At 66.5% G+C, this 21,990-nt stretch carries 18 protein-coding genes; 7 read left to right on the top strand and 11 right to left on the bottom strand.

Going from position 1 to position 21,990, the window contains the following annotated elements:
• The first annotated feature begins 20 nt into the window (after positions 1–20).
• The gene (locus tag RZN05_RS07895) at positions 21–887 is read left to right on the top strand and encodes a DUF1521 domain-containing protein (protein ID WP_317226067.1); all 867 of its coding nucleotides are present in this window, start codon (positions 21–23) and stop codon (positions 885–887) included.
• Between the two features lie 144 nt (positions 888–1,031).
• On the opposite strand, the gene RZN05_RS07890 is transcribed toward RZN05_RS07895, so the two are convergent.
• The 3 genes from RZN05_RS07890 to RZN05_RS07880 form a co-directional block, all read right to left on the bottom strand.
• The gene (locus RZN05_RS07890; protein WP_317226066.1) at positions 1,032–1,973 is read right to left on the bottom strand and encodes an NAD(P)H-dependent flavin oxidoreductase; all 942 of its coding nucleotides are present in this window, start codon (positions 1,971–1,973) and stop codon (positions 1,032–1,034) included.
• Positions 1,974–2,058: 85 nt separating this feature from the next.
• Entirely contained in the window at positions 2,059–2,583 is a 525-nt protein-coding gene (locus RZN05_RS07885) for a gamma carbonic anhydrase family protein (protein ID WP_317226065.1), read from the bottom strand.
• A gap of 4 nt (positions 2,584–2,587) precedes the next feature.
• The gene (locus RZN05_RS07880; protein ID WP_317226064.1) at positions 2,588–2,818 is read right to left on the bottom strand and encodes a hypothetical protein; all 231 of its coding nucleotides are present in this window, start codon (positions 2,816–2,818) and stop codon (positions 2,588–2,590) included.
• A gap of 171 nt (positions 2,819–2,989) precedes the next feature.
• Here RZN05_RS07880 and RZN05_RS07875 point away from each other — a divergent pair, with 171 nt between their 5' ends.
• The 3 genes from RZN05_RS07875 (at position 2,990) to RZN05_RS07865 (ending at position 6,451) form a co-directional block, all read left to right on the top strand.
• Positions 2,990–5,827 carry a TIM-barrel domain-containing protein gene (locus RZN05_RS07875; protein WP_317227588.1) on the top strand — a complete coding sequence of 946 codons (2,838 nt, stop codon included), beginning with the start codon at positions 2,990–2,992 and terminating at the stop codon, positions 5,825–5,827.
• A gap of 121 nt (positions 5,828–5,948) precedes the next feature.
• Complete coding sequence (locus RZN05_RS07870) at positions 5,949–6,158, top strand: hypothetical protein (protein ID WP_317226063.1); 210 nt, start codon at positions 5,949–5,951, stop codon at positions 6,156–6,158.
• A complete protein-coding gene (locus RZN05_RS07865; RefSeq protein WP_317226062.1) occupies positions 6,155–6,451 on the top strand; it encodes a YegP family protein in 297 nt (98 codons plus the stop codon). The genes RZN05_RS07870 and RZN05_RS07865 overlap by 4 nt, the downstream gene beginning before the upstream one ends.
• 269 nt (positions 6,452–6,720) lie before the next feature.
• Here RZN05_RS07865 and RZN05_RS07860 read toward each other — a convergent pair whose 3' ends face one another.
• From RZN05_RS07860 to RZN05_RS07850, 3 genes are read right to left on the bottom strand one after another with little or no spacing between them, the layout of a single operon-like run.
• Complete coding sequence (locus RZN05_RS07860; RefSeq protein ID WP_317226061.1) at positions 6,721–8,157, bottom strand: TolC family protein; 1,437 nt, start codon at positions 8,155–8,157, stop codon at positions 6,721–6,723.
• Complete coding sequence (locus RZN05_RS07855; RefSeq protein WP_317226060.1) at positions 8,154–11,345, bottom strand: efflux RND transporter permease subunit; 3,192 nt, start codon at positions 11,343–11,345, stop codon at positions 8,154–8,156. The genes RZN05_RS07860 and RZN05_RS07855 overlap by 4 nt, the downstream gene beginning before the upstream one ends.
• 12 nt (positions 11,346–11,357) lie before the next feature.
• Positions 11,358–12,455, bottom strand: coding sequence for an efflux RND transporter periplasmic adaptor subunit (locus tag RZN05_RS07850; RefSeq protein ID WP_317226059.1), 1,098 nt, complete (start codon positions 12,453–12,455; stop codon positions 11,358–11,360).
• Between the two features lie 434 nt (positions 12,456–12,889).
• Here RZN05_RS07850 and RZN05_RS07845 point away from each other — a divergent pair, with 434 nt between their 5' ends.
• Positions 12,890–13,516, top strand: coding sequence for a glutathione S-transferase family protein (locus RZN05_RS07845; RefSeq protein ID WP_317226058.1), 627 nt, complete (start codon positions 12,890–12,892; stop codon positions 13,514–13,516).
• A gap of 13 nt (positions 13,517–13,529) precedes the next feature.
• On the opposite strand, the gene RZN05_RS07840 is transcribed toward RZN05_RS07845, so the two are convergent.
• From RZN05_RS07840 to RZN05_RS07830, 3 genes are read right to left on the bottom strand one after another with little or no spacing between them, the layout of a single operon-like run.
• Positions 13,530–15,218, bottom strand: coding sequence for a multicopper oxidase family protein (locus tag RZN05_RS07840; protein WP_317226057.1), 1,689 nt, complete (start codon positions 15,216–15,218; stop codon positions 13,530–13,532).
• Positions 15,218–16,681: a hypothetical protein gene (locus RZN05_RS07835; protein ID WP_317226056.1), complete on the bottom strand. Its 1,464-nt coding sequence runs from the start codon at positions 16,679–16,681 to the stop codon at positions 15,218–15,220. The genes RZN05_RS07840 and RZN05_RS07835 overlap by 1 nt, the downstream gene beginning before the upstream one ends.
• A 21-nt stretch (positions 16,682–16,702) precedes the next feature.
• Positions 16,703–17,698: a nucleoside hydrolase gene (locus RZN05_RS07830; protein WP_317226055.1), complete on the bottom strand. Its 996-nt coding sequence runs from the start codon at positions 17,696–17,698 to the stop codon at positions 16,703–16,705.
• A 294-nt stretch (positions 17,699–17,992) separates the two neighbouring features.
• On the opposite strand from RZN05_RS07830, the gene RZN05_RS07825 reads away from it, so the two are divergent.
• Positions 17,993–18,394, top strand: a complete 402-nt coding sequence (locus RZN05_RS07825) for a hypothetical protein (protein WP_317226054.1) — start codon at positions 17,993–17,995, stop codon at positions 18,392–18,394.
• Here the strand turns inward: RZN05_RS07825 and RZN05_RS07820 are convergent.
• Complete coding sequence (locus RZN05_RS07820; protein ID WP_317226053.1) at positions 18,391–19,137, bottom strand: IclR family transcriptional regulator; 747 nt, start codon at positions 19,135–19,137, stop codon at positions 18,391–18,393. The genes RZN05_RS07825 and RZN05_RS07820 overlap by 4 nt on opposite strands.
• The gene (locus tag RZN05_RS07815; RefSeq protein WP_317226052.1) at positions 19,134–20,147 is read right to left on the bottom strand and encodes a LacI family DNA-binding transcriptional regulator; all 1,014 of its coding nucleotides are present in this window, start codon (positions 20,145–20,147) and stop codon (positions 19,134–19,136) included. The genes RZN05_RS07820 and RZN05_RS07815 overlap by 4 nt, the downstream gene beginning before the upstream one ends.
• Positions 20,148–20,207: 60 nt before the next feature.
• On the opposite strand from RZN05_RS07815, the gene RZN05_RS07810 reads away from it, so the two are divergent.
• The gene (locus RZN05_RS07810; protein WP_317226051.1) at positions 20,208–21,713 is read left to right on the top strand and encodes an MFS transporter; all 1,506 of its coding nucleotides are present in this window, start codon (positions 20,208–20,210) and stop codon (positions 21,711–21,713) included.
• The last annotated feature ends 277 nt before the right edge of the window (positions 21,714–21,990 follow it).

The raw sequence follows: 21,990 nt of genomic DNA, 5'->3' as shown, positions 1-21,990 counted from the left end.
CAAGGACAGGGAACCGCGACATGACTGCCATCGGTGCGAACGCCAACGCTTCCTTCGGCGCCTTCCAGGCGCTTGCCGCCGGATCGGCCTCGGCCAATTTCGTGCTGGCGGCCGGGATCATGGGCAAGATGCTCAGCCCGCTCGGCGCCGGGCCGTTCGCGTCGGGTTGCCTGCCGCGTGACTGGAACGTCGATGCGCGCTGCGGCGGCGAGACCAAGGCGAGCTGGAGCGTGCAGACCGGCGGCGACGGCAAGGCCGCGATTGATCTCGGCGACGGCTACAGCCTGAAGCTCAACGAGCATAACAGCGAGATCACGATCACCAACGCTAATACCGGCGAGACCACGCGGATCTGGGGCGATCCGCATGTCGAGATCGACGGCAAGCAGGCGTACGATTTCTGGGGTACGACGACCTTCACGCTCGACAACGGCACCAAGATCACGATCAACACCGAGCAGGGCCACGACAATCCGAACGTCTATTTCGCCAGCTCGGTGGCGATCACCAAGGGCGACCAGGCGATCGAGGTGACCGGGATCAGCCAGCAGGAGATCGGCGATCTCCAGGTGACAATGGGCAATAACGGCCGCGCGCTCGACCGCGCCAATGCCGATGGCTTCGTGCTCCACGAGAATGACAGCGGGGCGGGCTGGCGCTCGGCCTATACCGGCGAGGTAGCAACGCAGGCCGATCTGAACGCGACCAAGCCGGGCGAGATATTCGGGCCGGGTTCGAACGAGGGTGAGACGCTGGCCGGGCTGAGCCTGCTGCTCGGCGCGTTCTTGGGCGGGGCGCTGCTCGCCGGGTTCGGCGTCAGCGCAGATGCGCGCGGCGGCGACCGGGTGCGCGACCTGATCGTGCCGCGTTCGCCGATCTTGTTCTAAAGTTCGTCAGCGGGCGCCGCCGGGGTCATCGCGAGGTGGCGTCGGCGGCATTTTCACCTTTCCCCGAGCGGGAAGTAGCTGCATTCGGCGGCGGGCGCTCGAGGATGCGGGGCAATCCGCTTCCTCGTGCCATCGGGTCGAACGCTAGTTCAGCAGGGCCTTGGCTGCGGCGTATTCGCGCGCGAGCCGCTCGATCTTGACCACGGCAGGCTCGACGGCGGTCACGGCACCGATACCCTGACCCGACCCCCAGATTTCCTTCCAGGCCTTGGCGCCGCCGAAATTCATTGCGCTGGGATCGCTCTCTGGCAGCTTGTCGGGGTCGAGCCCGGCGGCGACGATCGAACTGCGGAGATAGTTGCCGTGGACGCCGGTGAACAGGTTCGAATAGACGATATCCGACGCGCGCCCCTCGACAATGCCCTGCTTGTAGGCGTCGACCGCATTCGCCTCGTCGGTCGCGATGAAGGGCGAGCCGATATAGGCCAGGTCGGCACCGAGCACCTGCGCGGCGAGCACCGCGCGGCCGGTGGCGATCGCGCCCGACAGGATCAGCGGCCCTTCGAACCAGTCGCGGACTTCCTGGACGAAGGCGAAGGGGTTTAGCACGCCGGCATGGCCGCCCGCGCCGGTGGCGACGAGGATCAGCCCGTCGGCGCCCTTTTCGATGGCCTTGTGCGCGAAGCGATCATCGATGACGTCGTGGAGGGTGATCCCGCCCCAGCTGTGCACCGCGTCGTTGAGCTCGGGGCGTGCACCCAAGGAAGTGATGACGATCGGCACCTTCCACTTGGCGCAGGTGTGGAGATCCGCTTCGAGCCGGTCGTTCGAGCGGTGGACGATCTGATTGACCGCGAAGGGCGCCGAGGGCGCGTTGGGATTGGCGCGGTCCCAGGCGGCGAGTTCCTCGGTGATGCGGTGGAGCCACTCGTCGAGCAGGCTCTGCGGGCGCGCGTTGAGCGCGGGGAACGAGCCGACGATCCCCGCCTTGCACTGTGCGATCACCAGATCGGGCACCGAGATGATGAACAGCGGCGAGCCAATGACGGGAAGCCGAAGGCGATCGAACAGCGGAGGAAGGGCCATGGACCAGTTTTGTAGCGCAACCGGGTCAGCTGTCTATCCCGCCGCCGGCGACGCTACGGCAGGGCCACTTGCCTCTGCCGGCTGCTCAATCGACTCGGCGGAGTTCCCGCGCATAGTCACGCTGCTTGGTGGCATAGAGCGTCGCGGACGCCTTGAGCATCGCCTTCTGCATGTTGTCGAGCGGGCGGATCGCCTTGGCGGGCGAACCGACGATCAGGTGGCCGGGCGGGAAGGTCTTGCCCTCGGTGACCAGCGCGCCGGCGCCTACTAGGCAATCCTCGCCGATTACCGCGCGGTTGAGGATCGTCGCGCCCATGCCGATCAGCGTGCGGTCGCCGATCGTGCAGCCGTGGAGGATCGCGTGGTGGCCCACAGTGACGTCGTCGCCGAGCATGCACGGCGCGCCGGGATCCGAATGGAGCATCGCGCCGTCCTGGACATTGGTGCGCGCGCCGACCCGGATCGGAGTATTGTCGGCACGGATCACCGCGCCGAACCACACGCTAGCCAGTTCGGCGAGATGGACGTCGCCGATCAGGTCGGCGCTCGGGGCGACCCAGGCGTCCGGCGCGATCTGTGGCTGCTGGCCGCCCAGTTCGTAGAGCGGCACGGCCTCAGAACAGCGGGGCGTTGAACGTCGCGGGAAGGGGCATGTGCAGCCCCAGCATCAGCGCGAGGCCGACGGCGCCGAGCAGGATTGCCAGCGTCGAGGAAAGAGAAAACAAGCCCCAGCCTACCAGCGTCACCATCTGCGGATTGGGCCGCTGCTCGCGCTGGTTGCGCTGCATCGCGAACAGGACGAACATCGCCAGCATCGCATAAAGTGAAATGAAGAATTCGGTCATCGTCTCCAAACACCGCCCCCGCGTGATCTCGCGGATTTGGATAGCCGGACAAGGTTAATGCTTCAATGCCGAGCGCCTGCGGATCACCGCGTAGGGATGGGCTTTCACCGTAGACGGCTGAATTGAAAATGCATAGCATAGATAAAAAGCAGGAGACTTGGCTTGAAGAGGATGTTGGGGGGCGTGGCGTTTGCGGTGCTGCTGTCGGGCACGGCGCTGGCGTCTGAGGTCGAGCGCGTGCCGCACGGCGTTGTGGTGACCCCCGACCAAGGCGCCGCCAAGCGCGTGCGCGTGCTGGCCTATGGCGATGCGGGCTTTCGCGTAACTGCGGTGCCGACGAGCGACCTCACTTTGCCTAAAAGCTTGATGGTGACGGCGGACGCTGTGGGCGATCCGGTGGTCAGCGAGGCGCGCGGGCTGGTGACGCTCAAGCTGCCCAAAGCGAGCGCGGAAATCCGGCTCTCGGACGGGCGGGTGCAGTTTCGCGATGCGAGCGGCAAGCTGGTGCTCGACGAGGCGCGGCGGCGCTTCACCGCAACCAGCGCCGACGGCAAGCCGTTCCTCGCCACCGAGCAACAGTTCAACCGAGGGACCGACGAAGGGTTCTACGGCCTGGGCCAGCACCAGAACCGGCAGATGAACTACAATGGCGAGGACGTCGAACTCGCCCAGCACAATATGGACATCGGCATCCCGTTCCTGGTGTCGACGCGCAATTATGGGGTGCTCTGGGACAACAACTCGATCACGCGGTTCGGCAACCCGGTGCCCTATGCGCATGTGGGGCAGGGGCTGAAGGTTTCGAGCGGGGGCAAGCCTGGGTGGAAGGCCGAGTATTTCCTGGGCGAGAAGCTGGCGGTGACGCGGCAGGAGCCGTTCATCGACTATCAGTTCATCAAGGACCAGGCGAACTGGCCCGAAGCCGCCAAGGCGCAGACGGTGGCCTCCCCGCAGAGCGGGCAGAATACCGCCGGCGTGGTCGTCGGCAAGCAGAGCGTCGTCTGGTCGGGCAGCGTGACACCGGACAAGACCGGCACGCATAAATTCCGGCTTTATTCGTCGAGCTATGTGAAGGTGTTCGCCGACGGCAAGGAAGTGCTGTCGCGCTGGCGGCAGAACTGGAACCCGTGGTTTCACAATTTCGAGCTGGCGATGACAGCGGGCAAGCCGGTCGACCTGCGTATCGAATGGGAACCCAATGCGGGCTATCTGGCGCTGTTTCATTCCGATCCGCTCGCCAAGCTCGACCGCAACTCGCTGTGGTTCTCGTCGGACGTCGGCCGCGCGATCGACTATTATTATGTCGGCGGGCGCAGCATGGACGAAGTGATCGCCGGCTATCGCGGGCTGACCGGCAAGGCCGAGATGATGCCCAACTGGGCGTACGGCTTCTGGCAGAGCCGCCAGCGCTACGAGACGCAGGAGCAACTGCTCGGCGTCGTGCGCGAGTATCGCAAACGCGACATCCCGATCGACAATATCGTCCAGGATTGGTTCTACTGGCCCGAGGACCAATGGGGCTGCCATTGCTTCGACGCCAAGCGCTTCCCCGATCCGGTGGGAATGGTCAACGAGGCGCATGCGCTCAACACGCGCGTGATGATCTCGGTCTGGCCCAAATTCTATCCGGGGACGAAGAATGCGCAGGAACTGATGGCGAAGGGCCATCTCTATCTCGGCAACCTCAAGGCCAAGGAGAAGGACTGGGTCGGCCCGGGATACGAGAATACCGACTACGATCCCTATGCGGCCGAGGCGCGCGCGATCTATTTCCGCCAGATGAAGGAAGGGTTGGCCGACAAGGGCTTCGACGCGTGGTGGATGGACGCGACCGAGCCCGACATCCATTCGAACCTGTCGATCGAGCAGCGCATCGATCGAATGGGGCCGACCGCGCAGGGGCCGGCCGCCGCCTTCTTCAACAGCTTCCCGCTGGTCCATGCCGAAGGCGTCGCCAACGGGCTGCGTGCAGCATTCCCCGACAAAAGGCCGTTCATCCTGACCCGCTCGGGCTATGGCGGGATCCAGCGGACCAGTTCGGCTTTGTGGTCGGGCGATATCACCGCGCGCTGGGACGATCTCCGCGATCAGATCTCGGCGGGCATCAACCTGTCGATGTCCGGCGTGCCCAACTGGACGCACGACATCGGCGGCTTCGCCCTCGAGGATCGCTATACCAATCAGGAGCCGGCGCATGTCGCCGAGTGGCGCGAATTGAACCTGCGCTGGTTCCAGTTCGGTGCCTTCTCGCCGCTGTTTCGCAGCCATGGCGAGAGCCCCAAGCGCGAGATCTTCGAGATCGCCGCCGGCGATCAGGCGATGTACGAGTCGATGATCGCCTATGACCGGTTGCGCTACCGGCTGATGCCCTACATCTACACGATCGCCGCCGACACCTGGCACAAGGACGGCACGATGATGCGCGGGCTGGTGATGGATTTCCCGCGCGACAAGCGGACCTGGAACATCGACGACCAGTACATGTTCGGGCCCGCATTCCTGGTAGCGCCGGTGACCGAATTCGGGGCACGGACGCGCGACGTGTATCTGCCCGAGGGGGCGGGGTGGTACGACTTCGCCAGTGGCGTGCTCTACAAGGGCGGGCAGACGGTCAAGGCGGCGGCGCCCCGCGAGACGATGCCGCTATTCGTGCGGGCGGGATCGATCGTGCCGACGGGCGCGGCGATCAGCCATGTCGGCGAACAGCCCGATGGGCCGATCGTGCTTCATGTCTTCACCGGGGCGGACGGCGCCTTCTCGCTCTATGAGGATGACGGCGTCAGCCCGGCGTACAAGCAGGGCAAGTTCGCCCGCGTGCCGGTCAAATGGGACGAAGGTGCGGCCACGCTGACGATCGGCGCGCGCCAAAGCGGGTTCGACGGCATGGAGAAGAAGCGCGCGGTCTCGGTGCGCTTCTACACGCCGGGGCGGGCGGTGGTCCCGGACTTTGCCGAGTCGCCGCAGAATTTCGTCTATGACGGGACGGCGATCACGGTGCGGCGACCTTGAAAGGTGTGCCGCACTGGTAAAGCGCAGTCCGGCACCCCATATCGAGATCACTGCGCCGACCGATATTCGAGCATGGCGCGGCTGAGAGATGCGTGCGCTCCCGCTCTGACGGGAGACTCATGTGTCGCGAGCAATCAACATCGATGCCGAGCAGGCCGACGTCGTCGCGATGGCGGCGAAGCACCAGGCCGCGATCAGCGCGATCGAATCGCTGCACCCGCGTGGCACTCGCGTCGTGCTGATGAACATCGACGGCGCCAATGCCGTCGCCAAGGCGTTCGGCAAGCGCGTCCTCACCGGCGCGGTCACCCGGACCAGGCTGCGGCCATGACACTGTCCGCGGACCCGCACCCTTTCGGGCAGGACGGGCCGGCGGACAGAATCGAGCAGGATCTTCGCCCTGCCGGCCAGGCCATGTTCGAGATATACCGCGCCAATCGCATCAAGCTCACCTCGATCCTGTTCTCGGGCGAGGACTGGCGCTGGCGCTTCCGTTCGGAGACGGGGCTCGTCGTCGCATCGGGCGACGGATTTGCCAGCGAGCGCGAATGCCGGGCTGCGGTGGACGCGCTGCGCGCAGGCGCCGGCACGGCGATCGTGCGCGAACTTTCTGTTCCCGGCTGATCGCTCAGCCTATCCGAGAGGAAATTCCCATTCCCCCATCATCGATCCTGTGCCGCGCGCAGGAAGCGCTCCAGCGCGCCCGCGCAGCGGCCTCGACGCTCAATAGCGTCCGCATTCAGGCCGAAGCCGCGGCGACTGCCTGGGGCAAGGAAGCCGTGGCCGCCGAGCACCGCGAGCGCCGCAAGCTGCGCGTGGTCGCGACGCGCGACGCCGAGGCGGAAGCCCGCAGTTTCAGCGAGAACCCCGATCGCGGGCTCGCCAACGCCTGATCAATTGGCGGTCGGCTCGCGCCGTACCGGTGCCGGCGCCGTCTCCCAGCCGCCGCCGAGCGCATTGAACAGCGCGACCTGGGCCTCGGCCAGCGCGGCGTTGGACTGGGCGAGCTGGGCGCGGGCGCTGGCGCGGTCGCGTTCGGCGTCGATGCGCTGGAGCAGGGTGTCACGGCCGGCCGAGAAGCGCAGGCCGGCGATGCGCGCGGCGTTGCTCGCGGCGGTCTCGGCGCGGCGGAGCGCGACGTTGCGCTCGATCTCGCCCGAATAGCGCGCGAGCGCCTGCTCGACTTCACGTAGCGCGGCCAACACCGCACCGTCGAAGCTGGCGAGCGAACCCTCGGCGGTCGCCTCGGCCTGACGCAGGCGGCTGCGCGCCTGGCCCATATTGGGGAAGCTCCAGCTGATCAGCGGCCCGAGCGAGAAACCAAACGAGTCCGACTTTGCGAGATCGCCGATGTCCTGCGCGCCGAGCGTCACCGAACCGAGCAGCCGGATCGACGGGTAGAGCGCGGCCGTGGCGACGCCGACGCGCGCGGTGTCGGCAGCGAGCTGACGCTCGGCCTGGCGGACGTCGGGTCGGCGGGCGAGCAGCGCGGTGCCGTCGCCGACCGGGATCAGCCCGCTGACCTGCGGCGCGGCGGTGCAGCTCGCGGCCGCAGCGTCGGTCTCGGCAGGCGGGCGGCCGGTAAGCGTGGCAAGCGCGTAGAGCGCGGCGCGGCGCTCGGCTTCGAACTGCGGAACCTGGGCGCGGGCGCTTTCGGCAAGGACGAGGGTCTGGTCGACGTCGCGCTGGGTGCCGCGGCCGGCCTCTAGCAGGCGGCGGGTGAGGCCGAGCGTCTGATCCTGGAGTCCGGCGGTCTCGCGCGCCACCGCGGCCTGCGCGGCGAAGCTGCACGCCTGGGCGTAGGTGCGCGCGGTCTCGGCGGCGATCGCGATGCGGGCGGCGTCGAGCCCGGCCTGCGCGGCGGCGACGTCGCCGCGCGCCGCCTCGATCGCGCGCGTGACCTGGCCGAAGATGTCGACCTGGTAGCCCGCATCGAGCCCGACCTGGAAGAAATCGAACTCGCTGCTCTGCACGCCGGGGAAGTTGACCGCGTTGCCGCCCTGGCGCTGGCGCGTGTAGCTCGCGCTCAGATCGGTGGTCGGCAATCGCTGGTTGCGCGCTTCCGACAGCTGGGCGCGGGCGCGGCGCAGGTTGGCCGCGGCGACGCGAATGTCGGTGTTGTGCGCCAGCGCATCGAGCACGAGGCGGTCGAGCACCGGATCGCGGAACAGCCGCCACCATTCGCCCTCGACCGCGCCGAGCGACACCTTGGTCACGCCCGGATCGACGAAGGTGCCGGCTGCGGTTTTCGGCGTCTCGGGCCGTTCGTAGTTCGGGCCGACGGCGCAGCCTGCGAGCAGCCCGGCGGCGAGGAGCGTCAGGCGCTTCATGCTGCGGCCTCCGGCGTGGGGGCATCGTGCGGCTTGCGGCGGAAGCGGTCGCGCTGCTTCTCCGACCAGCCCGCGAGCTTGCGGACCATCACATAGAAGGCCGGGGTGAAGAGCAGGCCGAAGAAGGTCACGCCGATCATCCCGAAGAACACCGCGACGCCCAGCGCCTGGCGAAGCTCGGCCGCGGCGCCGCTGGCGATCACCAGCGGCAGCACGCCGAGGATGAACGCGATCGAAGTCATGATGATCGGGCGCATGCGCTGGTGGGCGGCCTGTTCGGCGGCGGCGCGCGGCTCGAGCCCCTGCTCCTCTTCGCCCTGGCGTGCGAACTCGACGATCAGGATCGCGTTCTTGGCGGCGAGGCCGATCAGCACGACGAGGCCGATCTGCGTGAGGATGTTGTTGTCCAGCCCCATCACGTTGACGCCGAGGATCGCGGCGAGCAGGCACATCGGCACGATCAGGATCACTGCCAGCGGCAGCACCAGGCTCTCATAGAGCGCAGCGAGCAGCAGGAAGACGAACACCACGGCGAGGCCGAAGGCGATCATGCCGGTATTGCCGGCCTGGCGCTGTTCGAAGGCGAGCTCGGTCCATTCGAAGCCCATGCCCTTGGGAAGGGTCTGGTTGGCGAGCGCTTCCATCGAATCGAGCGACTGGCCGGTCGAGAAGCCGGGCTTGGTGTCGCCCATCAGCTCGGCCGCCGGATAGAGGTTGTAGCGCACCACGCGATAGGGGCCGGCGTCGTTCTTGAGCGCCATCACTGCGCTCATCGGCACCATCTTGCCTGCCGCCGAGCGCGTCTTGAGTTCCTGGATGTCCGAGGCATCGTCGCGATAGGCGGCATCGGCCTGCGCGGTAACGCGGAAGGTGCGGCCGAGGTAGTTGAAGTCGTTGACGTAAGCCGAGCCGAGATACGAACCGAGCGTCGAATAGATGTTCTGCACGGGCACGCCCATCCGCTCGGCGCGATCGCGATCGACTTCGGCTGAGAGGCGCGGCGTGCCGACGTTGAACAGCGAGAAGGCGCCGGCGACGCCCTCGGCCTGGTTGGCGCCCATCATCATGCCGAACGACGCCTGCGCCAGCGCCTGATAACCCATGCCGCTGCGGTCCTGGATCATCATCTTGAAGCCGCCGCCGGTGCCGATCCCGGGAACAGGGGGCGGGGCGATGATCATGATGTCGCCACCCGTGATCCCGCCGAGCGCCGGATAGAGCGCCTGCTGGATATCGTCGGCGCTCTGGTCGCGATCCGCGTGCGGCTTCAGCGCAAAGAAGATCACGCCAGCATTGGGCGCGGTGGAGAAGCTGGCGCCGTCGAGACCGGCGAAGCCGATCGAAGTCTGGATGCCGGGGAGCTTGAGCGATTCCTTGATCGCCTCGCGGACCACGGCGTCGGTGCGCTGGAGCGACGAGCCGGGAGGCAGCGAGACCACGCCGATCAGATAGCCCTGATCCTGTGGGGGGATGAACCCGCTCGGCGTGGCGGAGAAGCGCCAGCCGACGACGACGATCAGCACGAGATAGATCACGCCGACGATGACGAGCATCCGTACCAAGCGCGCGGTGAGGCGGCTATATTTGTGCGACAGCCAGGTGAAGCCGGCATTGAACTTCTTTCCGGCACGCGTCGGCAGCCCGCGCCAGCCGGGACGCGGCTCGCGGCCATGCTCGGGCTTCTTGAGCACCAGCGCGCAGAGTGCGGGCGATAGGGTCAGCGAAACGAACGCCGAGATGATCGTCGCCGATGCGATGGTGATCGCGAACTGCTGGTAGAAGGCGCCCGAGATGCCGGGGATGAACATCGTCGGCACGAACACGCCGACGAGGACGAGCGAGATCGCGATGATCGCGCCCGACACCTCGTCCATCGTCTTGTGCGCGGCTTCGCGCGGGCCGATGTCTTCCTCTTCCATCAGGCGTTCGACATTCTCGACGACGACGATCGCGTCGTCGACGACGATGCCGATCGCGAGGACGAGCCCGAACAGCGAGAGGGTATTGAGCGAGTAGCCGAAGGCGAGCAGCACCGCGAACGCACCGACCAGCGAGACGGGGATCGCGATGATCGGGATCAGCGCGGTTCGCCAGCTCTGCAGGAAGATCAGCACGACGAGGACGACGAGGATCAGTGCCTCGATCAGCGTGTGCTCGACCGCGGTGATCGATTCGGAGATATATTCGGTCGGGTTGTAGTCGATCGAATATTTCATCCCCGGCGGGAAGCTCTTCGACAGCGTGTCTAGCTCCTTCTTGACCGCGTCGGCAGTGGCGAGCGCGTTCGAGCCCGGCATCTGGAAGATGCCCATGCCGACGGCGCTCTTGCCGCCGAGATAGCCGTTGAAGCTGTAATCCTGCGCGCCGAGCTCGATCCGCGCGACGTCGCGCAGATAGGTCAGGCGGCCCTCGGTATCGCGCTTGACGACGACCTTGCCGAATTCCTCGGGCGTGCTCAGGCGGCCCTTGGCCTGGACGCCGAGTTCGAAGGCGGGGCTGGCCTTGCCGTAGGGCGGCTGGCCGACCGCGCCAGCGGCGACCTGGAGGTTCTGGCCGCGGATTGCGTTGACGACTTCGTCGACGGTCATGTCGCGCGCAGCGGCAAGGCCCGGATCGATCCACACGCGCATATTGTAGTCGCGGCCACCGAACGCCTGCGCCTGGCCGACGCCGGGGACGCGGGCGATGCGATCGAGCACCTGCAAGGTAACGTAGTTGGAGATATACGGGATTTGCAGGCTGTTGTCGGGCGAAGTGAAGAACACGACCATCAAGAAGTCGGGCGAGTTCTTGTTCACCGTGATGCCGAGGCGGCGAACGTCCTCGGGCAGTCGCGGTTCGGCCTGCGAGACCTTGTTCTGCACCAGCACCTGTGCCTGATCGACATCGGTGCCCTGCTTGAACGCGATCGTGATCTGCGTCTGGCCGTTACCGGTCGACGACGAGGTCATGTAGATCATGTTCTCGACGCCGTTGATCGCCTGTTCGATCGGTGCGGCGACGGTCTCGGCGAGCGTTTCGGCGCTGGCGCCCGGATAGGTCGCGGTGACCACGACGGTGGGCGGCGCGATGCTGGGATATTGCGCGATCGGCAGCGCGGGATAGGCGATCGCGCCGACGATCACGATCAGGATCGACAGCACCGCCGCGAAGATCGGCCGCTCGATGAAGAAATGGGGGAATTTCATGTCGAGCGGTCCTTAGCGGACAGTCGCCTGGCTCGAGGCCGGCTCCTGCGTCGGCGCGGTCGGCGCGGCCTGCTTGGCCCGATCGGCCTTGATCACGCCCTTGACCGGGGTGACCGGTGCGCCGGGCTGGAGGCGGCCGACCCCGGTGATGACGACGCGGTCGGTGGGCGCGAGGCCGTCGCGGACGATGCGCAGCCCCTCGACCTTGGCACCGACCTCTACCGGGCGCGGCTGCGCCTTGTTGTCGTTGCCGACGACATAGACGAGGCGGCGGGTCTGATCGGTGACGACGGCTTCGTCGGGGATCAGCATCGCCTTGTACGTGCCCGAGCCGAGCAGACGCGCGCGGCCGAACATGCCGGGGGTGAGGAAGCGCGTCGGATTCTGGACGACGGCGCGCGCGCGGATCGTACCCGAGCTGGGATCGACCGCGCTGTCGAGGAATTCCATCCGGCCGTTCCAGCGATACTCGGCCTCGTCGGCGAGCTGGATCTGGACCGGATTGGCAGTGGTGCGCGAGGAGCCGCGCTCGCCGCGCTGATCCTGGCGGAGGTTCTTGATGTAGAAGCTCTCGGCGCCTTCGAACTCGAACCAGATCGGATCGAGCGAGACGATGCGGGTGAGGATCGTCTGCCCGTCGGCGACCGAATCGCCGATGCTTACCTTGCGATCCGACATGCGGCCGCTGAACGGCGCGCGGACCGTGGTGAAGCTCAAATTGAGCTGGGCATTGTCGATCGCGGCCCGCGCGGCGGCGAGGTCGGCCGCAGCGGTGCGCTCGGCCGCGATATTGGCCTCCAGCTCCTCCGTGCTCACCGCCTGGGCGGTGGCGAGCTTGCGGCTGCGTGCGGTGACCTGGCGTGCGTTCGACAGCGCGGCCTGGGCGCGCGTCGCCTGTGCCTGGGCCTGGGCAAGCGCCGCGCGATAGGGGCGCGGATCGACCGTGAACAAGGGCGCGCCCTGACGCACGTCCTGCCCGTCGCGGAAGTGGATCGCGGTGATGACACCGTTGACGCGCGGACGGATCTCGACGTCCTGCGGCGCGACGAAGCGGCCGGTATAATCGTCCCAGTCCTCCACCTCGCGCTGGACGGGCGTGGCGACGGTCACCTGCGGCGGGGGCGGGGCAGGCGGGGCCTGTTCTCCGCCGCATCCGGCAAGCAACGACAATCCGAAAATTCCGAGCACGAGCCGCACAGGCTTCCCCTTTCTTGCGCTGCAGCAATTAAAGCAGCCAGCCCGGGTTGCAAGAAGATTCGTACCTATCGGTAGGAATTGCTGGACTATTGCTTGCCGGTAAACGAGCGCATCGGATGGGAAAACTCCAAAAGTCCGCCGCCATCGGCTTTCCGGCGGCATTCGCGGTGCTGAATGGGGGGGTGGGTGTTAGTTCTCAGTCCGCTTTGATCATTATTCTCCCTCTCCTAAGTCTGCGCCATATCGAGCACAGCATCGAAATCGTCGCGCCCTTATCGGTCTTCATAGGCAGCATGATACGAACAAGGTGCGACATAGAAATCATTTGAAGACGGAGAAACAAGACGATGATCACCATATGGGGCGGGCAGACCTCGCGATCGATTCGGGCCGTCTGGTTGTTGGAGGAGATGGGCCTCCCCTACTGCTTGCGGCACGTAGACATGCTAGCTGCGGAGAAGGACCCGGCGTGGCTCGCCGTCAATCCTGGCGACTTCCTGCCCGCGCTGCAAGACGGCGACGTCACCATGGTCGAGTCCGTGGCGATCATGGAATACCTGATGGGGCGCTACGGACCCACGCTGCTGCAGCCCTCGCCCGACGATGCGGCCTTCCCAACCTATCAGCAGTTCCTCCACATGGGCGAAGCGGGCCTGGCGACGTTGATCATGGTGCCGCTGGTGAGTGGGTTCATCGCGCCCGAGGTGGAACGGGACAATTGGGGTGCCCGCTGGGCGCGTGAGTGCGTCGAGCGACGGCTGCTGCTCGTGAGGCGGCAGCTTGCGGCGGCTCCCTACATGGCCGGTGACAGATTTACGGCCGCCGACATTTCGGTGACCTACGCGCTGAACTTGGCCGCGAACCACGCCGGGTTCGTCCTCAGCGACGCCGAACAGGGCTATCTCACTCGCACTACGGGCCGCAATGCATACACGCGCGCCATCGATCGCTCGCATGAGGGAGTGGCAGCCTAGACTAGCGACCGCCCTAATGATGCCCGGGTTTCTCCGCCGGCAGGATCAGGAAATTCTGCATCATCCCGGTGTCTTCGTGCGGCAGGATATGACAGTGGAACACGGTCTTCCCGGGCCAGCCGATGAAGCGCATCCGCACCACCACCGTGGTGTCCTTTGCCACCCAGATCGTGTCCATGAAGGTGCCGGGCGGCTGCGCGACGCCGTTGATCGAAATCACTTCGAACGAGATTTCGTGGATGTGGAAGGGGTGGCCCTCGGTGCCGCCGTGGTGTGCGCCCTCGACGACGAGGTGCCATTCCTCGCAGGTCTCGAGATTGACCACCGTCGGAACAGCCTGCTCGCCATATTGCATGTTGTTGATCAGGAAATCGATGCCAACATAGGGATTGACCACCCCCGGGAAGGTGCCGCCGAACTCGATCGTACGGATGTTCTTGATCTCCGAGGGCTTGATCAGCGGGTAGTAGCGCGCCGCGGGCGGCAGCTTCGTCGGCAGCGCCATGTTGGTCGGGGTGCCGACGACTTCGATCTCGGCGATCACCTTTTGCGGGCTGGCGAGGAATTGCTGCGATTGTGCGAGCTGGAGGATGCGGTAGATTCCCGGCTTGGCTGCACCCTTGATCAGGAACTCGGCGCGGTTGGCGGGGGAGAGCATCACCTGCCCGGAGCCGTCGGCGCCATAAGGCGCGATCGTGCGCACCGCATCGAAATTGATCCCGTCGAGCGCGATCAGATGCAGGTCGTGCCCCTCGACCAGGATCGGCATGAGATTGTCCGAACACCCGTTGAGCATGCGGAAGCGGACGACCTCGCCGGGGCGTACCTTGATCCGCTGCGGCTTGAGCTGCGTCGGCGTCGGTGCGGTCGGGTTGGCGTTGTCGTGGACTTCCTTGAAGAAGGGCTCGCTGTTGAGCAGGTAGTAACGCAGCGCATAGTCGCCGGTGGTGAAGCCGCCCTTGAGCTTGGTCGGTTCGGCCTGGCCGGTCTGGGGATTGTAGATCGTGACGTTGCCGCCGAAGGTCTGCCAGATCGCGTTCTGCTTGGGCTCATAGGTCCATAGCTTCGACTCAGTCTCGCTCGGAAACAGCCCGATATCCTGGATCACCAGCGGGATGTCGCGCGCGGCCTTGATCTCGGGCACCTCGTCGATCTTGCCGCGGACGATGATCGGCCCGGCCATGCCGGTGACGACCTGCACCGCGGTCGAGCCGTGATGGTGCGGGTGATACCAATAGAGTCCGGGCGGGTGATCGTCGGGGATCTCGAACGTGTAGTCGAGATGCTCGCCCGGCCCGATCCCGATCATCGGCGCGGTCGGATCGCTGGTGCCGATCGGCTGGAAGAGGTGTGGGATGACGTCCATGCCGTGGACGTGGAGGTTGGTCCTGTCGAGCTTGTGGGGCACGTTGTGGTTGCCGGTCCAACCGCGCGAATCATAGGGCTCCAGGTCGTTCTGGAGGCGGATCCGCATCGTGTCGCCGGGCCGCGTCGTGATCAGCGGCCCGGGCACCTGGCCGTTATAGGCGCGCAGCCGCACGCGGTTGCCGTCGAGCACGGTCTCCTTGAAGCCGCATTTCAGCTCGAAAAAGTCGCCGGGCCGGGCCTGTGCGGCCTCGGCGCTGGCGGGGGCGAGCGTCGCCCCCGCTGCGGCGACGGTGACGCCCTTGAGCAGGTCGCGGCGCGATACCGGGCCCGGCATCAGCTCGGATCCTTGCAGGGCTTGGGCGCCTTGGTCGTCGCGTACTGGCCGTATTCCTGATACGCGACCTCGAGCTGGAGCGAAGTGTCGAGCGACATCGCGTTGGGATAATGGCCGCTCGAATAGCTCTGCGGCGGCCGCGTCGTCTGGAAATAGGCGGCGTTCTCGGCTGAATAGGCGGTGCACAGCCCGTCGAAGCCGAACGAGGGTGGAACGTTGGTCCCCATCACCGAGAGCGATCCCGGCTTCGCGGCATAGGCGCTGCTGTGGCACGACATGCACGAGGATTGCGGATTGTCGACCGGACCGGCGAGGCGGCCCTGGCAGCCCATGTGCTGGAAGATGTCGATCTTGGGATTGGCGACCGATTGCTGGAGCGGCAGGCTGTCGCGCTTGGGCACTGCCGGGAAGGTCCAGGGATCGGCGCCCCATTGCACCCCGAGCGGCATCAGCCGGTCCCAGAAGGTCGCGCCCTTGAGCGTGCCGTTATAGGCATAGGTGCCGTAGACCCATCCGCTAGGGGAGCGCGGATCGGTGACGGCGACGTCGATCTGGACGATGCGCGAGACCTGCACCTCGCGCTTGCACATATATTCCTTGGTGTTGGGGTTCTGGACGTGGCGGTTGACGCGCCATTCGGGCGAGCCGGCGAGGAAGGGCACGCAATCGACCGGCGCATTGGTGGTGAGCACCTTCATCACCGCGGTGCCGACCGGGAAGGGCAGGCCGTCGGGCATCGGCGAGCCCATATACTCGCCGACCCGCGGCACGCCGTCCTTGGGGATCGCCTTGCCGATCGCATAGCCGCCGTGCGGGTTGTAATAGCCGACCGACCAGGTCTCGAACCCGCGCGGGTAGCGCTGCTTGCACGCGGTGGTCATGTGCGGGAGGAAGTGCGCGGCGCCGATCGAATCCGCGTCCGCCGGAAGCGGCTTGCCGTCGGGACCGACCAGGTCCTCGAGCTCGGCGGTGCGCTCGTTGGTGGTGCCGTGGCGATATTCGCGGCCGACGCTGGGGTCGAACGCCATCCAGGGCACGTTGAACCAGCGCGTGCTGCCGCCGACATCGACGAGGAAGCCGACTTCGTCACGCAGATTGGGATCTTGGCCCTGGCGGACATAGCGCAGGATCGAGGCGAGATATTCGGACCATCGGCCCTGGGTCCATGCGTGTGGCGATTCCTTGGGCGGAAAATTGGCCTCGAAGCTCACCGGGATCTTGAGCCATTCGCATTCGGCGCACGGCCCGGGCATCGCCTTGGGGTAATCGGCGCTGAGCTTGAAGATCCGGCCCGGATCGGGCGGCGGCGTATCGGCCGAATTGCGGAAGGCGAATTGCGCGGCGGGCGAGTTGCCGCCACCCTGCGCCTCGGCCTGCTTGCAGCTCGTGGTGCCGAGCGCGACGAGCCCGAAAAGGGCGGCGAGCCCCGATGCCCGGGCGAACCCCCGATACGCATGCTTCATGTCAGCCCCCTAGTTTGCGCGTCACGCCGAACGGGCGAGGCGCGTGGTCACATAGTCGTAGAAACCCGGTTGATCGGCGAAGCTCAGATAGACGTTGTGCGACGGCCGCTCGGACATCGGCGGCGCGGGCCGCATCCAGCCCTGCTCGAAGCCCCATTGGACGACCTCGAGCGTGGTCTGGTGCGGCGCGGCGTATAGTTCGGGCGCGTCGAGCCACACGGTCGAAGTGACGTTCCACATGTCGTAGAAGGGCTCGTCCGAAACGAGACTGTACGCCTCAAAAGCGAATTGGGAGAAGCTGTACTGCGCGCCCTGCGCCTGGAGCGTCGCCATGAATGCCGGCGTGATTGCGGCGGTATCGGTGATGTCGAGCGGAAACACCGCGATCTCGCCGAAGCTGGCGAGCGCGTCGTCGGCGGCGAAGGGATCCCAGAACACGTTCCACTCGGCGTGCTTGTTGGCGATCTCGGGCGGGATCGTCGTCGGGTCGAGATTGCCTTTCACGTCGAGCGCGCCGCCCATCCACGCGATCCGGCCGATTCCCTGCGCCAGATCGGGTTGCGCGGTGAGCACGTTGGTAAGCGGGGTGAAGCCGGTGGTGAGCAGGATGGTAAGCGGCGTGCCCGTGTCGATCGCGGTCTGGAGCATCTCGGCGAGCAGTGCGTCACCCGATGCCGGCGGCGTCGGCACGTTCGACTGGAAGGGCGCGAGGATCGGGATCGCCCCAAGCCGGATGCAATCGCCACGATAAGGCCAGGGAAAGGGGTTCCAGCCGCGTGCGCTGCTGAGTCCCAGCGGCAGATCGGGGCGGCCCATGAACTGGTTGACCCGAGAGGCGACGTCGATCCCCGGCTCGGGCACGCAATCGGCATTGGCGATGATCACGCCCTTCAAGTCGAATTGCGGCATCGATTCGATCAGAAGTGTCGCGACGAAGTCGTCGATCGCGGCGTCATGGATGAAGACAAGCGGCGTCATCGCGTCGACGGTGTCGCGCGCAAGCGGAGCATCAGTCATGTCATTCCCCAGGACGTGGAAATAAATCTTCCGATTCGCATGAAATGCTATGCCAGTTGTAGGTTGCGCGCAACTTGCTCGGGTAAATATCATGGCAATAAATATGCGAAATTCATTGATTTGAAGAAAATCGTCTCATGATCGGGTGCGATTTGTTCAATATTGAATCGAGTATCGATGCATCTCCCGTGCAATAGCTCGGGCGGGCTCCACCGGGTTTGAGAGCGCGTGTCACATCAGCGAAACAAGTCCCCGCTTGACAGCGGCGCTCGCGACGGGCGTGGAGGCAGGGCTATGGCAAAATCGGCTACCGACCTGATGCAGGAGATATTGTTCTCCACCGTCCTCGATTCGATCGTGGCGCTGAAGGGCGCATCGAACGGGCTTCCCAATTTGCTCGTCCGCGAGGTCAACAGCATCCATCCCAACACGACCCTTGCCGACCTGCCTAAGGACATGCAGGCGGCGATCGCGGCGAATGTGCGCTCGGCCTTCGCCAAGCTGCTCAAGGAAGGCTATTCGGTCGCGCCGCAGGGCGCCGAGCCGCGGCGTGCATCGCCCGCTGGCGCGGCACCGGTGCATCGCCCGCGTGGCGGTGGCGGCGAACGCAGGCCGCCGCGCGGCGGCGGGCAGGGCCCGAAGCGCGGTCCCGGCGGCCTCGGCAGCAAGCCACCGCGGCCGCCGCGCGGCGGCTAGGCGGGATCGCGGCCTAGCGCCGCGCCGATATCGTGCACCGCCTGAAGCACTTGCGGGGCGATCTCGCGCATCCTGGCATCGTCGAGATACTGGACCGGGCTGGCGACGCTGAGCGCGGCGACGATCACGCCGGAGGCATCGCGGATCGGCGCGGCGACCGAGCGGATCGTGTCGTCGCTGGTGCTATGATGGAGCACCACCCCGGCCGCAACATGCCTGCGCATCTCGTCAATCGCCGCGGCGCCGTCATCCTGCTCGGGCTTTGCGAGCATGAACAAGCGGGCCCAGGAGGCAGGCGTGTCGTCGAACATCAGCGCCTTGCCGAGCCCGGTATCGGCGAGCGCGCGGCGGGTGCCCGGCTTGGTCGAGACCTCGATCCGCTGGCGGCCCATCGCGCGGTGGAGGTGGAGCGCCATGTCGCCGTCGCGGGCGCCGATGAACACGCAGAGGCCGATCGATTCGCATAACGATTCGGCCCCGGAGCGCGCGATATCGAGCATGTCGATCTGCTCGCGGGCGAGGAAGCCGAGCTGGACCAGCTTGGGGCCGAGGGCGAGCTGGCCGCGGGGGAGTTTCTTTAGAAAGCCACGATCTATCAACGCAGTAGCCAGGCGTTGGGTGGTCGGGAAGGTCAGGTCCAGGCGGTCCGAGACCTCGGCGATGCGCAGCGGTTCGCCGCTCAATTGCTCGAGGATGTCGAGCCCGCGCAGCAGCGTCTGGCTTCCACGGGGCGTGTCGCTCATCCGCCGCAGGACTCGCGCACGATCAATTCGGTAGGCAAGCGCTTGCTCTCCTGGTGGTCGTCTTTGTCCATGATCCGCGAGACGAGCAGGCGGCCCGCCGCAAACGTATCCTGGCGGACGGTGCTCAGCGTCGGGGTGCTCAGTCGGCTGAGCAACATGTCGTCATAGCCGACCACCGAGACGTCGCCGGGCACCGACTTGCCGCCGCGCCGCAGCGCCTGCATCGCGCCCAGCGCAATCAGGTCCGACGCCGCGACGATGCCGTCGAACGCCACCCGGCGCTTGAGCAGTCCGCTGACGGCGGCATCGGCCGATTCGAGCTCGAATTCGACCGAGACTGTCAGTTCCGGGTCGGATTCGAGCCCGCTTTCGGCGAGCGCGTCCATGTAGCCGCGGCGGCGCTGCATCGCTTCGGGATCGCTGCCGCCGATGAACAGGATGCGCCGGCGCCCGAGCCGCGCGAGGTGCCGCGTCGCGCGTCCGCCGCCGAGCAGATTGTCCGAGCCGATCGAGCAATAACGCTGGCCCGGCAGCTGCGCGCCCCAGACCACGAAGCGGGCGCTGGTCTCCGCCAGCCGGTTGAACTCGTCGTGGAGCGTGGACTGGCCGAGGAAGATCACCCCGTCGGCGCGGCTGGTGGTGGTCGCGACAACGAGGTCGTCATAGCTCGTCGGCGCGGTGTGGCTGACGGTGAAGTCGCAGTCGCGCTCGCGCGCCGCCTCGCCGATATTGGCGAGCAGCTCGAGGAAGAAGGGGTGCGACAGCGGCAGCGGCCGGCCGCGCATCACCGGCGTCACGATCGCGATCGATCCGACCGCGCCGATCGGCCCGGCGGGCATCGTCGGCTTGAACGGATAGTCGTGGTCGCGCGCCAGCGCCCAGACGCGCTGCTTGGTCCGCGTGCTGATCAGCGGGTGATCGTTGAGCGCGCGCGACACCGTCGACACCGACACGCCGGCCAGCGTCGCGAGATCCTGCAGGGTGGTATTGTTGTTGCTATTGCTACCCATCGGACCCAGACTGACGGCCAACGCCGAACACGGCCATAGTTGCGCATCGTGAGGGGAACTTTGCAAGCGACCAGAAGACGATCGGCCGGCGCCGGGCGTTCTTCGCCGCGTCCCGCCGCCTGGCATCTGTGGAACATGTGCCTCGGGCTGTTCGGCGTCCAGATCGTCTGGGGGCTCCAGAACGTCAACACCAGCCGCATCTTCCAGACGCTCGGCGCCGATGTCGACGAGCTGGCCTTGCTGTGGATCGCCGCGCCGATCACCGGGCTGCTCGTCCAGCCGGTGGTGGGGCATCTGAGCGATCGGACCTGGGGTCGGCTGGGGCGGCGGCGGCCCTATATCCTGGCGGGCGGGCTGCTCACCGCGCTGGCGCTGCTGGCGATGCCGAGCGTGACCACGCTGTGGTCGGCGTGCGTGATGCTGTGGGTGCTGACGGCATCGATCAATATTGCGATGGAGCCGTTCCGCGCGCTGGTGGCGGATACGCTGCCCGAGCCGCAGCGGACCTCGGCCTTCGCGCTGCAGGTGTTCTTTATCGGGGCAGGGGCGGTGTTCGCCTCGGCGCTGCCCTGGATGCTGACCAACTGGTTCGGCGTCGGCGGCGGGGCGGAGACGGTCAGTGCGGCCTATGCGGTCGGCGCACTGGTACTGGTGGTGACGGTAGGCTGGTCGGTCGCGACCACGCTCGAGCGCCCGCCGGGAAAGCTCGCCGCGGGCTCGGCCGACATTGCCCATCCCGAGGTGCCGAGCGCGCGCGGCGCGGTCGCGCTGGCGCGAAGCGGCGTCGGCTGGGCGATCGGGGGAGGGCTGCTCGCCGGGCTGACCGGGTGGGTCGGCGCGCCGCGCGAGCTGTACCTGGCCGCGGGAATATCCGCCGTGTTCGGTCTGCTCCAGCTCGCCGCGGTGCTGCTGCGGCGGCGCGGGCGCACTTCGATCGGGATGGTGGTGATCGTCGAGGACATCCTCCACATGCCGCCGGTACTCAAGCGGCTGGCGCTGGTGCAGTTCTTCACCTGGTTCGGGATGTTCGCGCTGTGGGTCTATGCGATCCCGGCGGTCGCGGCGCTCGATCCCGCCGCGCGCGATCCGGGCTCGGCCGCCTATGGCCGGAGCGCCGACTGGGTGGGAATGTTGTTCGCCGAATACAACGCCGTTGCGGCGCTGATTGCGCTGGCGCTGCCCGCCGTCGCGCTGCGCGTGGGGCGGCGGGCATGCCATGCGCTGTGCCTGGGCTGCGGGGCACTGGGGCTGCTGGGGTTTGCGACCTTCGCCCGAGCGGACGATCTGTGGCTGCCAGCGATCGGAATCGGCGTGGCCTGGGCGGCGACCCTGTCGCTGCCCTATGCGATGCTCTCGGACGGCGTACCGGCGCGGAAGATGGGGGTGTATATGGGCATCCACAACATCTTCATCGTCCTCCCCCAACTCGTTGCCGCAGCGACTTTGGGGGTGCTGGTGCGCGTGCCGTTCGGCGGGGCGCCGGGCGGGGCGCTGATGGTCGCGGCGGTCGCGCTGGCGGCGGGGGCGGGGCTAGCGCTGACGATACCGAAGGCGCCGGACGCATAGCTTGATGCGATAACAGGATGCGTGGGGACGTGGTCGCGCGAGCGGCCAGCGTTCGCACCATGCCGCGCCGCGCCTTGCTGTGCTCCGGCGAAAGCCGGAGTGCTGGCTCGCATGCTGCTTCGATCGCCTACGCTCCGGCCTTCGCCGAAGCACGGGGTAGGCTAATGGTTGTGCAATATTGCATAAATATGATCGGCAAAATCACCTGAAAGGCATATTCACGGGCTATTTCGCGCTTGCATCGCATGCAAATATACGCAAAGTTATGCAAATCGGA

It is taken from the genome of Sphingomonas sp. HF-S4, from assembly GCF_032911445.1.
GTDB lineage: Bacteria > Pseudomonadota > Alphaproteobacteria > Sphingomonadales > Sphingomonadaceae > Sphingomonas > Sphingomonas agrestis.
This window is presented reverse-complemented; position numbering and strand designations above follow the sequence as displayed.

What these genes read in the sequence shown, in the direction of transcription:
- RZN05_RS07815 (WP_317226052.1), bottom strand. Translation starts at nt 20,147, where the DNA reads ATGGGTAGCAATAGCAACAACAATACCACCCTGCAGGATCTCGCGACG.
- RZN05_RS07890 (WP_317226066.1), bottom strand. Translation starts at nt 1,973, where the DNA reads ATGGCCCTTCCTCCGCTGTTCGATCGCCTTCGGCTTCCCGTCATTGGC.
- RZN05_RS07840 (WP_317226057.1), bottom strand. Translation starts at nt 15,218, where the DNA reads ATGCCGGGCCCGGTATCGCGCCGCGACCTGCTCAAGGGCGTCACCGTC.
- RZN05_RS07875 (WP_317227588.1), top strand. Translation starts at nt 2,990, where the DNA reads ATGTTGGGGGGCGTGGCGTTTGCGGTGCTGCTGTCGGGCACGGCGCTG.
- RZN05_RS07895 (WP_317226067.1), top strand. Translation starts at nt 21, where the DNA reads ATGACTGCCATCGGTGCGAACGCCAACGCTTCCTTCGGCGCCTTCCAG.
- RZN05_RS07860 (WP_317226061.1), bottom strand. Translation starts at nt 8,157, where the DNA reads ATGAAGCGCCTGACGCTCCTCGCCGCCGGGCTGCTCGCAGGCTGCGCC.
- RZN05_RS07880 (WP_317226064.1), bottom strand. Translation starts at nt 2,818, where the DNA reads ATGACCGAATTCTTCATTTCACTTTATGCGATGCTGGCGATGTTCGTC.
- RZN05_RS07830 (WP_317226055.1), bottom strand. Translation starts at nt 17,698, where the DNA reads ATGACTGATGCTCCGCTTGCGCGCGACACCGTCGACGCGATGACGCCG.
- RZN05_RS07865 (WP_317226062.1), top strand. Translation starts at nt 6,155, where the DNA reads ATGACACTGTCCGCGGACCCGCACCCTTTCGGGCAGGACGGGCCGGCG.
- RZN05_RS07825 (WP_317226054.1), top strand. Translation starts at nt 17,993, where the DNA reads ATGGCAAAATCGGCTACCGACCTGATGCAGGAGATATTGTTCTCCACC.
- RZN05_RS07835 (WP_317226056.1), bottom strand. Translation starts at nt 16,681, where the DNA reads ATGAAGCATGCGTATCGGGGGTTCGCCCGGGCATCGGGGCTCGCCGCC.
- RZN05_RS07820 (WP_317226053.1), bottom strand. Translation starts at nt 19,137, where the DNA reads ATGAGCGACACGCCCCGTGGAAGCCAGACGCTGCTGCGCGGGCTCGAC.
- RZN05_RS07855 (WP_317226060.1), bottom strand. Translation starts at nt 11,345, where the DNA reads ATGAAATTCCCCCATTTCTTCATCGAGCGGCCGATCTTCGCGGCGGTG.
- RZN05_RS07845 (WP_317226058.1), top strand. Translation starts at nt 12,890, where the DNA reads ATGATCACCATATGGGGCGGGCAGACCTCGCGATCGATTCGGGCCGTC.